The following is a 12,841-nucleotide window of genomic DNA, read 5'->3' as shown; positions in this document are numbered from 1 at the left end:
AAGGAATCGACAATGGCCGTTGACCAACCCGCCCCCGCCCTGAAGGAAATCTTCAACGCCGAGCGCCTCAAACACATCGCCACAGAGATGACCGCGGTCTACCCCGACTTCAACGCCAAAGCCTTCCTCAAACTGGCCAACGACGGACTGGCCGAGCTGTCGATCATGCAGCGCATGGCCCGGGTCAGCGAATCACTGCACGCCGTACTGCCGCTGGGTTTTGATGAGTCGCTGGAGGTATTGCGCGCCCTCGCCCCGCGCCTGAACAGCGGCTTCGTCAGCATCTCGCTGCCGCATTACGTCGCGACTTACGGCGCCCATGCTTTCGAACCGTCCATGGCTGCGCTCAAATACTTCACCACATTCGGCTCTGCTGAATTCGCGATCCGCTATTTTCTGCGCAGTGACCTCAAGCGCGCGTTGGCCGTGATGCACGATTGGTCGCTGGATGAAAACGAACATGTCCGGCGCCTGGCCAGCGAAGGCTGTCGCCCGCGCCTGCCGTGGTCATTTCGCCTGGAGCAGATCCAGGCCGACCCGAGCCTCGCCGCCGCGATCCTCGACAACCTCAAGGCGGACGCCAGCCTTTATGTGCGCAAGTCGGTGGCCAACCACCTCAACGACATCACCAAGGACCATCCCGAGTGGGTGCTGGACCTGATCGAAGGCTGGTCGCTGGAGAACAGGCACACCGCGTGGATCGCCAGACATGCACTACGCAGCCTGATCAAACAGGGCAACCAGCGGGCGCTGGCGATCATCGGCGCGAGCGGCAAGCCCGAGGTTGAAATCATTGATGTGAACGTTGAACCGGCCGTGATTGGCCTGGGTGAGAAAATCACCTTGTCCTTCAGCGTTAAATCCACGGTTGAGGACAGTCAGCGCCTGGTGATCGACTACGCCATCGATTACGTCAAAGCCAATGGCAGCACCTCGGCGAAGGTGTTCAAGCTCAAGGCATTGACGTTGCCCGGCCAAGCGACCGCCCTCCTCAGCCGTGGTCAGCACATCAAGGAACTCACCACGCGCAAGCACTACGCCGGCCGACACGCGGTGCACGTCCTGGTAAACGGCGAACGCCTCGCCAGCACGGCCTTCGAAATCCTCCCCTAAACACGCGATCCACTGTAGGAGCGAGGCTTGCCCGCGAAGAGGCCCTTGAGTCTGGTATCAATTTCAAAACCGCCTTCGCGGGCAAGCCTCGCTCCTACAAGGTGTCGGGGCCTCGCAGTAGATCCTGTTCTCGCTCACACAACTCCACCACGTAATCCCACAACACCCGCAACCGCACGGACTTGTGCAGCTCGCGACGAGTACTGATCCAGTAGCTGCGCTGGATGCTTTCGTCCGGCAACAACGGCACCAGCTGCGGATCGGCGCTGGCCATGTAGCACGGCAGCACCGCAATCCCCAAACCCGAGCGCGCCGCCTGTTGTTGGGCGATCACGCTGGTGCTGTGGAACACCACCTGCGGATTGCGGCAGAAGCTGTTGAGGAACATCAATTCCTGACTGAACAGCAAGTCGTCGACATAGCCGATCCACGCGTGGCGCCCGAGGTCTTCGCGGCTGCGCAACGGTGGCGCCCTGTCGAGGTAAGCCTGGCTGGCATACAGCGCCAGGCGATAGTCAGTGAGTTTGCGCGTGACCAGCATGTCGGCTGCGGGGCGTTCGAGGTGGATGCTGATCTCCGCTTCGCGGTTGAGGATGCTGACAAATCGCGGCACCGCCACCAGCTCCACTTCCAGCCCCGGATAGCGCTCGAACAAACCGTTCATGCGACTGGCGAGGAACATGATGCCCAGGCCCTCGGTCACCCCCACGCGAATCTTGCCCAGCGGCGCCGTCGATTGGGTGATCTCTTCCTGGGCCAGCAAGGCGACGTTCTCCATCGCTTCAGCGTGCTTGAGCAGCGCCTCACCCGCCGGCGTCAATTCATAACCCTGGGCGTGCTGGACGAACAGCGCCGTGCCGAGGCTTTTTTCGATGGCCTCGATGTGCCGGGCCACGGTGGCGTGGGTGGTGTTCAAACGGCGGGCAGCGGTGAGCAAACGCCCGCTGCGCTGCAATTCGAGAAAAAACCGCAGGTCATTCCAATCGAACATGAACCGTCCTTAGGGATACGCTGTTTAAAAACGCACAGCGGCTGCGCAAAAACTAACATTCTTTTGACGAAAGCTAACAACTAGGATGATCGACAACAAGAACAACAATACGAGGTCAGGGATGCAGACTTCCCTTGATGAATACGATTACATCGTGGTCGGGGCCGGGCCGGCGGGATGTTTGCTGGCCAATCGATTGTCGGCCAACCCGCAACACCGGGTGCTGCTGCTCGAAGCCGGCGGCCGCGATAACTACGCATGGATTCACATCCCAGTGGGTTACCTGTTCTGCATCGGCAACCCGCGCACCGACTGGTGCTTCAAGACCGAAGCGCAAGCAGGCCTGCAAGGTCGCGCCCTGAGTTACCCGCGCGGCAAGGTGCTCGGCGGCTGTTCCTCAATCAACGGCATGATCTACATGCGCGGCCAGGCCGGCGACTACGACGGTTGGGCAGCCGATGGTAATCCCGGTTGGCGCTGGGACGATGTGCTGCCGCTGTTCAAGAAAAGCGAAAATCATTTTGCCGGCGATTCGCAATTTCACGGCGCCGCCGGGGAATGGCGGATCGAGCGTCAGCGACTGTCCTGGCCGATTCTCGATGCGTTCCGCAGCGCGGCCGAACAAAGCGGCATCGCCAGCATCGATGACTTCAATCAGGGCGACAACGAAGGCTGCGGCTACTTTCAGGTCAACCAGAAGGCCGGGATTCGCTGGAACGCGGCCAAGGCATTTCTCAAACCGGTCCGCCATCGTCCCAATCTCACCGTGCTGACCGACGTTGAAGTCGACCGCGTGCTCCTGGAAAACGGCCGCGCGGCGGCGGTCAGTACGCGTTGGCAGGGTCAGGCGAAAACCTTCAAGGCGCGCAAGGAAATCGTCCTTTGCGCGGGTGCCGTCGGTTCGCCGAGCATCCTGCAACGCTCCGGCATCGGCCCTCGCCCGCTCCTGGAAAAACTGGGCATCGGTGTGGCCCATGAGCTGCCCGGTGTGGGCGGCAACTTGCAGGATCACTTGCAACTGCGGCTGATCTACAAATTGCAAAACGCGCGCACACTGAACCAGATCGCCGGCAGTGTGTGGGGCAAAATCGGCATGGGGCTGCGTTATCTGTATGACCGCAGTGGCCCGCTGTCCATGGCGCCGAGTCAGCTCGGTGCGTTTGCCCGCTCGGGGCCGGAGCAGACTTCGGCGAATCTCGAATACCACGTGCAGCCACTGTCGCTGGAGCGCTTCGGCGAGCCGCTGCATGCCTTCCCGGCCTTCACGGCGTCGGTCTGCGATCTGCGTCCGCAAAGCCGTGGGCGAATCGACATTCGCTCGGCCAACCCGCAGGACGCGCCGCTGATTCAACCCAATTACCTGAGCCATCCGGAAGATTTGCGCGTCGCTGCCGATGCGATCCGCCTGACCCGACGCATCGTTTCCGCGCCCGCCCTGCAAGCGTTCAAACCGGTGGAATACCTGCCCGGCGACAGTTTGCAGAGCGAAGAACAACTGCACGAAGCCGCCGCGCGAATCGGTACGACGATTTTCCATCCGGTCGGCACCTGCCGCATGGGCAATGACGGGGACGCGGTGGTCGATGCCGAATTGAAAGTCCACGGCATCCCCGGCCTGCGTATCGCCGACGCCTCGATCATGCCGCGCATCACCTCGGGCAACACCTGTTCGCCGACGCTGATGATTGCCGAAAAGGCCGCACAACTCATCCTCAACCCCGCCACAAGGAGCCTGACCTCACCGATGGAACTGGTGACCAATGCCTGACCTCCAAACACAAAACCTGTAGGAGCCGGCTTGCTGGCGAAAGCGGCGGATCATTCAACATCGATGTCGCCTGAGACACCGCTTTCGCCGGCAAGCCGGCTCCTACAGGGTTGTAGGTGGGGCACAAGAAATATGAACGACAAAGATCAACTGCAGGAGCTGGCTTGCCAGCGATAGCGGCGGATCAATCAACATCGATGTCACCCGATGCACGGACAGTAGCGGCACCCGCCCACAAAGCATGTGCCGACAGTGGAACAACAAAAACAATCACTGTGAGGGATACCGATATGTCAGAACACGTTCAATCTCTGGAAATCACGCGCAGCGCCGATGCCAGCCGTGACACCCGCAAAGTCATCTTCGCTTCGTCACTGGGAACAGTGTTCGAGTGGTACGACTTTTTCCTCTACGGCGCCCTCGCGGCGGTGATCAGCAAACAGTTTTTCGCCGGGGTCAACGACACCACCGCGTTCATTTTTGCACTGATGGCATTCGCCGCCGGCTTTATCGTGCGGCCCTTCGGTGCGCTGGTGTTCGGGCGGCTGGGGGACATGATCGGGCGCAAATACACCTTCCTCGCCACCATCGTCCTCATGGGCGTCGCGACGTTTTGCGTCGGGTTGCTGCCGACTTACGCGAGCATCGGCATCGCCGCGCCGATCATCCTCGTGGTGCTGCGCATGCTTCAGGGCCTGGCCCTGGGCGGTGAGTACGGCGGCGCTGCGACCTATGTCGCCGAACACGCGCCCATCGGCAAACGCGGATTCCACACCAGCTGGATTCAGTCCACCGCGACCCTCGGCCTGCTGCTGTCGTTGCTCGTGGTGCTGGGTTGCCGCTACTTCACCGGTGACCAGTTTGAAGTCTGGGGCTGGCGGATTCCGTTTCTGTTTTCCATCGTGCTGCTGGGTATCTCGACCTGGATTCGCCTGAGCCTGCACGAATCGCCCGCGTTCGTGAAAATGAAAGAGGAAGGCAAACTCTGCAAATCGCCACTGCGTGACTCCTTCGGCAAATGGGAAAACCTCAAGGTCGTGCTGATCGCGCTGTTCAGCATCAACGCCGGGCAAGCGGTGACGTTTTACGCGGCGCAGTTCTACGTGCTGTTCTTCCTCACCCAGTTCCTGAAAATGGACCCGGCCCTGGCCAACAGCCTGCTGATCGTCAGCGTGATCATCGGCGCGCCGTTCTTCATTTTCTTCGGTTGGCTGTCGGACAAGGTCGGGCGCAAACCGGTGCTGATGATCGGCCTGTTGCTGGCCACCGCGCTGTACTTCCCGATCTTCAAGACCCTGGCTCATTACGCCAACCCGGCGATCGACCAGGCCAGCCGGCAGGCACCGATTACCGTACTGGCCGACCCGGCGACGTGCACCTTCCAGTTTGATCCGGTGGGCAAGGCGAAATTTGACAGCCCGTGCGACAAGGTCAAAACCTTCCTGGTGAAACAGGGCCTGCCCTACAGCAGCGAAGCGGCCCCGGCCGGTAGCGGCGTGCAGGTCAGCGTCGGTGATGTGAGGCTTGAAGGCTTTGACGAAGCGGCTCTGCGAGGTGCGGTGACCCTGGCCGGGTATCCGTCAAAAGCCGACGTCCAGTTGATCAACAAACCGATGATCGTGGCGCTGATCGTCGCGCTGATCATCATCTCGGCCATGTGCTACGGACCGCTGGCGGCGTTGATGGTCGAGCTGTTTCCGACGCGCATTCGCTATACCTCGATGTCCCTGCCGTATCACATTGGCAACGGGTGGTTTGGTGGGTTCCTGCCGACGGTGTCGTTTGCGTTGGTGGTGTACACCGGGGACATCTTTTACGGGCTTTGGTACCCGGTGGTGATTACTGCGGTGAGCCTGGTGGTGGGGATGATCTGTTTGCGTGAGACCAAGAACGTGGATCTGGATACTAACTGAGGGTTGGTGTTTGGGTGGTTGGGGGCATGTCCGTTATTTCGGTGATGGCTGCTGGCGGTTTCGCCCTTACGGCGAGTCACTTGGAAGAGCCCCAAGTAACCAAGGGCTCTTGCCCCTTTCGTTCGGTGCCTCGCTGTGGCTCGGCATACCCTCGCTCCGGTCCTGCTCCGTGGGCCCGCCGCCATCGGCCATCCTTGGCCGGGGGCGGCTAACCCGGCATCCATGCCGGGTTGCCCACTGCGCAGAACCTCCACTCGGCCTCTCGAGGGGGCGCTCAGATCAAAAGCTGAAGGCGAGCTAACGCTCGGCCTGATGAGTGGTGGGAATCAAAAGCGTATGGGGTTCCCTGTAGGAGCCGGCTTGCCGGCGAAAATCGTTTGGACACTGCGTTCATTCAGACAGCCCGCGTTATCGTTGACGTCAATCGCCAGCAAGCTGGCTCCTACAAGGGAAATGCGTATGTGTCTGGATAAATACGATCAACTGTAGGAGCCGGCTTGCTGGCGATAGCGGTGGATCAGTCGACGCATGTATTGGCTGGACGGACGCCATCGCCAGCAAGCCGGCTCCTACAAGGGAATGTGCAAACATCCAACATTAGTGCAGCCACCATGATGTGGGAGTGTGCACACGACCAAAGAGCCAGGTCGGCTTTCAGGCCGCCTCGGCGGCTGTGGCGGTCGTCGCCCCCTCGAGAGGCCGAGCGCAGGTTCTGCGTAGTGGGCAACCCGGCATGGATGCCGGGTTAGCCGCGCACGGCCAAGGATGGCCGATCGCGGCGGGCCCACGGAGCAGGACCGGAGCGAGGGTATGGCGAGCATTAGCGAGGCACCGAACGAAAGGGGCAAAAGCGCTTGGTTACTTGGCGCTTCTCCAAGTGACTCGCCGTAAGGGCGAAACCAATAGCCGCCGTTACCCCAATAACGGATATATCCCCCCCAAAAAACCCAAACACCCAACACCGCGAAAAACAGAATTACCGCAAACACGAGCCGTTTTCGCTACTCTGGCTCAAAGCACCCATCGCCCCGCCACTCACCCGACCGAGGCACCATGATCATTTCATCCGCATCCGACTATCGCGAGGCAGCCCGCCGCAAACTCCCCCGGTTCTTGTTCGATTACATCGATGGAGGCGCTTATGCGGAGCACACACTGAGGGCCAACAGCGCCGACCTGACGGGCATCAGCCTGCGTCAGCGCATTCTGAAAAACGTCGAAACCCTGAGCCTGCAAACCACCCTCTTCGACCAGCCCCTCGCAATGCCGATCATCCTGGCGCCGGTAGGCCTGACAGGCATGTTCGCCCGTCGAGGCGAAGTACAAGCCGTGAAAGCGGCGCAAAACAAAGGCATTCCCCTGTGCCTGTCGACGGTCTCGGTGTGTTCGATCGAGGAAGTCGTGGCGCAAAGCCAACAATCCATCTGGTTCCAGCTGTACGTGCTGAAAGACCGGGGCTTCATGAAAAACGCCCTGGAACGGGCCAAGGCTGCCGGGGTGAAGAACCTGGTGTTTACCGTCGACATGCCCACGCCCGGCGCCCGCTACCGGGATGCGCACTCGGGCATGTCCGGGCCGTTTGCGTCATCGCGGCGAATACTTCAGGCGATGACCCGACCCGACTGGGCCTTCAACGTCGGCGTCATGGGACGCCCGCACGATCTGGGCAACATCTCGAAGTACCTTGGCAAAGCCGTCACGCTCGAAGACTACATGGGCTGGCTGGCGAACAACTTCGACCCGTCGATCAGCTGGAGCGATCTGGAGTGGATTCGTGACTTCTGGAAAGGCCCGATGATCATCAAGGGCATTCTCGATCCTCAGGACGCGCGAGACGCCGTCAGCTTTGGCGCGGACGGCATTGTGGTGTCGAACCACGGAGGACGACAACTGGACGGCGTGCTTTCCACCGCCAAGGCATTGCCGCCCATCGTACAAGCGGTGGGGAATGATCTGACGGTGCTGGTCGACTCGGGGATCCGCTCGGGGCTCGATGTCGTGCGGATGCTGGCCCTGGGCGCGAAAGGTGTATTGCTGGGGCGATCCATGGCCTATGCCCTGGCCGCCGATGGTCAACGCGGGGTGGAAAACATGCTGGATATTTTCGCCAAAGAGATGCGCGTGGCCATGACGTTGACCGGAGTGACCTCGATTGCTCAGATCGATGAGTCGACGCTGGTGCAGGCGGTTCGTGAACTGAACGCTTGATCGTAAAAACGCCCTGTCGATGCAGGGCGTTTTCAATCACTCGACGTCTTTGAGAATCTCGAACTTCACCTGATCGGGATAGAACGCAATGTAGCCCCGAATCTGTTCTACCGACACTTTGGGATCTTCATAGCTCCACGCCGCATTCGCGCCCTCATGCCCCGGCACCTGCAGGCTGAAATAGCTCGCATCACCCTTGTAGGGGCAGTAACTCGTGTGGTCGGTGCGGGCAAAATACTTCTCGTCGATATCCTCCCGGGGCACGTAGTACACCGGAGGGTAATTGGCCTCCAGCAGCACCAGCGCGCGCGCCGACGCAGCCACCTGAATGCCGTGAAACTTCACCAACAGACAGCCGGGCTGCTCGGCGATGGTAATGACAGGGCTAGGACCGGAGCTTTTCATGAAATGCGTTCCTCGGGACGGTGAAAAACCTGTGGGAGCGTGCGATGCGGCAATCCGACTTGCCCGCAATGGGTCGCACAGAGCCCCAAAACTTGAGAACACAGCTTTGTCAGGTATAACCCAGATTTCATCAGCGCGACGGCTTCACAGCCGAACGGGGCGCTGAAGCTATCCGTCGGTGGACCGGCACAAGCGCATAGGCGGATAACGTCAAATGTAGAAGCGAGATGCCGTTCGTTGCAATGAGTCGAAACGCACGAGCTGTACATCCATACAGATAAAGATTGCTCCATCGCTCATCAGCCGCCATTCTGTGCACCTCCCGGCAGTTGATGAACGATGGTGGTTATGCGGTTGTACCTCTGTGAAAAACCTTCCCAGGCCAAAGACATTGCGGCCGTGCTCGGCGCCCGGCGTCGCGGCGACGGCTGCTGGTTGGGAACGGACGTCACGGTGACCTGGTGCATCGGCCATCTGCTGGAAACCGCGCCACCGGATGCCTACGACGCACGCTACAAGCGCTGGGTGCTGGCGGATCTGCCGATCATTCCGGACAAATGGAAAATGACCGTCAAACCGCGCACCGCCAGTCAGTACAAGGCCGTCAAACGTTTGCTCGGCGAGGCCGATGAATTGGTGATCGCCACCGACGCCGACCGTGAGGGCGAAATGATCGCCCGGGAACTGGTGGAGCATTGCCGTTATCGCGGGCCGATCCAGCGGTTGTGGCTGTCGGCGCTGGACGATGCGTCAATCCGCAAGGCATTGGCTGCGCTGAAGCCGGGGGCGGAGACCTTCAGCCTTTATCATTCGGCATTGGGCCGTTCACGGGCCGACTGGCTGATCGGCATGAACATGAGTCGGTTGTTCACGCTGCTGGGGCGCCAGTCCGGTTATCAGGGCGTATTGCCGGTCGGTCGAGTGCAAACGCCGACCCTGCGCCTGGTGGTGGACCGCGACCGCAGCATCGCCGATTTCGTCCCCGTGGCTTACTGGGCCATCGACGTGCAGCTGCTGCACGATGGCACCGCGTTCACCGCACAGTGGCGTGCGCCGTCCGACGTTTGCGACGATCAGGATCGCTGCCTCAATCAGGCACTCGCTCAACAAGCAGCGGCGGCGATTGGCAACGCGGCGAGCGCCCGGGTGATCAAGCTGCGCACCGAGCGCATGCGTGAAGTGGCGCCGTTGCCGTTCGATCTGGGCACCTTGCAGGAAGTCTGTTCGAAGAAACTCGGGCTTGGCGCTCAGGAAACCCTCGACATCGCCCAGGCACTCTACGAAACCCATAAAGTCATCACCTACCCTCGCAGCGACTGCGGTTACCTGCCGGTGAGTCAACACAGTGAAGCGCCCGGAATTCTCGCCGCCCTGCGGCAAGCAGATCCGACGCTGAACGCCTTGCAGGACTACCTTGAACCGCAACGGCGCTCACGGGCCTGGAATGACGCCAAGGTCAGCGCTCACCACGGCATCATCCCCACGGCTGCGGCAAAGAACCTGGATCGACTGGTGGGCAAGCAGCGAGCGGTCTACACGCTGATCCGCGCGCGGTATCTGGCGCAGTTTCTGCCCAACCATGAATACGACCGGACCCAGGCCGACTTCGACTGTGCCGGCGAAGCCTTGCGCGCGGTCGGCAAGCAGATCGTCGAACCCGGCTGGAAACGCGCCCTGCCCGAGGCCCTTGCTCCGGCCAAGGGCCGCGAAGTACCGGCGCCGCAAACACTGCCGACATTGAGCGAAGGCCGTGATTGCGCGGTGGCCGAAGTGAAGCTCAAGGACCTTTGGACGCAGCCACCCAAACCGTTTACCGAAGGTGATTTGATCAAGGCGATGAAGAACGTCGCTAAGCTGGTGGAGGATCCACTGCTGAAACAGAAACTCAAGGACACCACCGGGATCGGCACCGAGGCCACCCGCGCCTCGATCATTCAGGGCCTGCTCGACCGTGGTTATCTGATCAAGAACGGCAAGGCCCTGGCCGCCACCCCGGCGGCGTTCAGCCTGATCGACGCCGTGCCGCGCGCGATTGCCGACCCTGGCACCACGGCGATCTGGGAGCAGGCGCTGGACATGGTGCAGAGCGGCGAAATGAGCCTGGAAGAGTTCGTCACCAAACAAGCAGCGTGGATGAGCAAGCAGGTTGCCCGCTGCTCCGGCCTGAGCCTGACCATCAGCGGGCCTGCAAGCCCTGCCGGGCGAGGTGCCACACCCTGGAAAAACAAACGCAAGCCGGCCAAACGCAAGCCATCGACCGGCGCCAAACGTGCAGCAAAAACGCCGGGTAAAGCTTGATGGCACTTCGACTGGCCAGCGATGGTCTAGTGTTCTTCAAGCCCGGCTACAGCCCTGTTTCCTGAAAAGGCATCGACCATGATTATCGTGCACCACCTGAACAACTCCCGCTCCCAGCGCATTCTGTGGCTACTGGAAGAACTGGCCATCCCTTACGAACTGAAGCTCTATCAGCGCGATCCGAAAACCAACCTGGCCCCGCCGGAACTGAAAGCGATCAACGCCCTGGGTAAATCGCCGGTCATCGAAGACGGTACCCAGAAGCTGATTGAGTCCGCCGCAATTATCGACTACCTGATTCGTCGCCATGGCGAGGGGCGCCTGCAACCCGATCCGTCCACCCCGGCCTACGATGAATACGTGCAGTGGCTGCATTTCGCCGAAGGCTCGGCCATGTTGCCGCTGATGTTGAACCTGTATGTCGGACGTCTCGGTGAAGCCGGCGCACCGCTGCATCCACGGATCAACTCGGAAGTAGCCAACTACCTCGGCTATCTGAACACGGCACTGAACCAGTCCGATTACCTGCTGGGCAAGGAATTCAGCGCAGCCGATATCCAGATGAGTTTCATAGGTGAAATCGCCCGCGCCCAAGGCAAGCTCGGCGACTACCCTCATGTAGCGGCCTGGGTCGAGCGCTTCCAGGCGCGCCCGGCCTATCAAGCCGCACTGAAGAAAGGCGGAAAATACGACTTCGCGCCTCACTGATTGATTTCGCTCTGAACAGGAGCCAGCCCGCATGCCCTCGATAGAACTGCACGCCGCTCAGCGCGACGAACTGGAAACGCTCGAAAACCTGATGCAGTTCTATATGTACGACCTCAGTGAGTGGCTGCCGCTCAAACTCGGCGGGCATGGCTTCTTCCACATCCAGCCGCAACAGGACTACTGGCGCAACCCCGCAACCCGCCCGTTCCTGATCAAGGTCGACGGGGAGCTGGCCGGTTTTGTGACCGTGGATGACAACACCCATCTGCCTGGCGCCCAGAACAACATCGGCTACCTTTTTGTCAGCCGACGCTTTCGTGGCCAAGGAGTCGCGACGTTTGTCGTTTCTACCCTCTTGAGCCAGCTGCCCGGGCAATGGCAGATTTTCCACATCGACGCCAACCCGCCTGCACGGCAGTTCTGGGCCCGTGTGATGCCACACCTCACGGGTGACGCGTTCTCCCGGCATCATCAGCCAGTAGACGGTTATCCCTGCACCTTTTACCGCTTCCAAAGCGCGCCGCCCTCGTCCTGAGGGGCGCTTTCTCCCTGCTGCTTTCTAATTCCAAACAGCTTTGTCCGACAATATGTAGTGACTGAAAATAATCACTACAAAACCGTTGACGCCTCCGATTTGCCCTTGCATGATGCAGACATCTCCCCGATCGGGAGTACAGCAACATGTTTGAGCAAGCTCGTCTGACCGCCGAGCTGTTTTTCCCGGATACACGCTGCCCACAAGGCAGATTGAAGAAGCTGACCTGGCCCGAACGTCCAGTACAAGGACGAGAAGCGCTGGCGATCAATCCTCATGAAGCTTGTGGCCGACCCTGAAAACGTCGGCAGTGGCCTGAAGGTATTCGCTGCTTCTCTTCGTTGTGACGCTATTGCGTAGCAGTTATTCAACACGACTACATGCAACAGACGCGGAACCCCGTCACTTTCGACGGCCGAACGCTGACGTCCTGGTTTCGGTGCCAGGGATCAACTAACCGATGGGCTACTTGTATTAGCGAATCAACTTTGAAAGATCACCAAATGGTCAAGGGGCATATTATGAATCTGAACAATCAACCTACTATCGATGAACTGGCTCGTATGTTCGCTGCGCAAAAAGACAGCCACGACAGCCACATTTTGTGGATCAGCAAATCGGGCCAGGTTCATATCGATTGCCTGTCGCCGCATGCCCATGAAGCCGAGTTCGACCAGAACAACCAGAACCTGTTGGCCCGACTGAAAATGTACCGTCGCGGCCAGGGTTATGTCGGCAAGAAAGCTGCAGCCGACAAAGACTTCATCGGCAATGTCCTGCAAACGCTGAAGCAGGCCTGGGACTCGATGCAGAACCAGAATGAAGTTCGGGTGATTGATCGGTTCTACTGATAAACCCAATGATGTAGGAGCCGGCTTGCCGGCGATGGACTCAACGACACC

At 60.1% G+C, this 12,841-nt stretch carries 10 protein-coding genes; 8 read left to right on the top strand and 2 right to left on the bottom strand.

Annotated elements, in window-relative coordinates:
* Positions 1 to 12 precede the first annotated feature (12 nt).
* A complete protein-coding gene (locus tag KGA97_RS15865) occupies positions 13 to 1,113 on the top strand; it encodes a DNA alkylation repair protein (RefSeq protein ID WP_223481071.1) in 1,101 nt (366 codons plus the stop codon).
* A gap of 94 nt (positions 1,114 to 1,207) precedes the next feature.
* On the opposite strand, the gene KGA97_RS15860 is transcribed toward KGA97_RS15865, so the two are convergent.
* On the bottom strand, positions 1,208 to 2,104 hold the full coding sequence (locus tag KGA97_RS15860; RefSeq protein ID WP_008037153.1) for a LysR family transcriptional regulator: 897 nt from the start codon (positions 2,102 to 2,104) through the stop codon (positions 1,208 to 1,210).
* Positions 2,105 to 2,225: 121 nt separating this feature from the next.
* Here KGA97_RS15860 and KGA97_RS15855 point away from each other — a divergent pair, with 121 nt between their 5' ends.
* The 3 genes from KGA97_RS15855 to lldD all read left to right on the top strand — a co-directional run bounded on the left by KGA97_RS15855 (position 2,226) and on the right by lldD (position 7,993).
* The gene (locus tag KGA97_RS15855; RefSeq protein ID WP_223481070.1) at positions 2,226 to 3,872 is read left to right on the top strand and encodes a GMC family oxidoreductase; all 1,647 of its coding nucleotides are present in this window, start codon (positions 2,226 to 2,228) and stop codon (positions 3,870 to 3,872) included.
* A 290-nt stretch (positions 3,873 to 4,162) separates the two neighbouring features.
* Complete coding sequence (locus KGA97_RS15850) at positions 4,163 to 5,785, top strand: MFS transporter (RefSeq protein ID WP_008037160.1); 1,623 nt, start codon at positions 4,163 to 4,165, stop codon at positions 5,783 to 5,785.
* 1,053 nt (positions 5,786 to 6,838) lie between these two features.
* Entirely contained in the window at positions 6,839 to 7,993 is a 1,155-nt protein-coding gene (gene lldD / locus KGA97_RS15845) for an FMN-dependent L-lactate dehydrogenase LldD (protein WP_008028170.1), read from the top strand.
* A 36-nt stretch (positions 7,994 to 8,029) separates the two neighbouring features.
* Here the strand turns inward: lldD and KGA97_RS15840 are convergent, their stop codons facing one another.
* Positions 8,030 to 8,398, bottom strand: a complete 369-nt coding sequence (locus KGA97_RS15840; protein WP_008028168.1) for a DUF427 domain-containing protein — start codon at positions 8,396 to 8,398, stop codon at positions 8,030 to 8,032.
* Positions 8,399 to 8,746: 348 nt separating this feature from the next.
* Between KGA97_RS15840 and KGA97_RS15835 the strand changes: the two genes are divergently transcribed.
* The 4 genes from KGA97_RS15835 (at position 8,747) to KGA97_RS15820 (ending at position 12,790) form a co-directional block, all read left to right on the top strand.
* Positions 8,747 to 10,696: a DNA topoisomerase III gene (locus KGA97_RS15835; protein WP_207284453.1), complete on the top strand. Its 1,950-nt coding sequence runs from the start codon at positions 8,747 to 8,749 to the stop codon at positions 10,694 to 10,696.
* Between the two features lie 78 nt (positions 10,697 to 10,774).
* Positions 10,775 to 11,404, top strand: coding sequence for a glutathione S-transferase family protein (locus tag KGA97_RS15830; RefSeq protein ID WP_223481069.1), 630 nt, complete (start codon positions 10,775 to 10,777; stop codon positions 11,402 to 11,404).
* A 31-nt stretch (positions 11,405 to 11,435) separates the two neighbouring features.
* On the top strand, positions 11,436 to 11,939 hold the full coding sequence (locus KGA97_RS15825) for a GNAT family N-acetyltransferase (protein ID WP_223481068.1): 504 nt from the start codon (positions 11,436 to 11,438) through the stop codon (positions 11,937 to 11,939).
* Between the two features lie 521 nt (positions 11,940 to 12,460).
* The gene (locus KGA97_RS15820) at positions 12,461 to 12,790 is read left to right on the top strand and encodes a hypothetical protein (RefSeq protein WP_008028159.1); all 330 of its coding nucleotides are present in this window, start codon (positions 12,461 to 12,463) and stop codon (positions 12,788 to 12,790) included.
* The last annotated feature ends 51 nt before the right edge of the window (positions 12,791 to 12,841 follow it).

The organism is Pseudomonas sp. BF-B-15 (assembly GCF_019946675.1).
Taxonomy (GTDB): Bacteria; Pseudomonadota; Gammaproteobacteria; order Pseudomonadales; family Pseudomonadaceae; genus Aquipseudomonas; species Aquipseudomonas migulae.
This window is presented reverse-complemented; position numbering and strand designations above follow the sequence as displayed.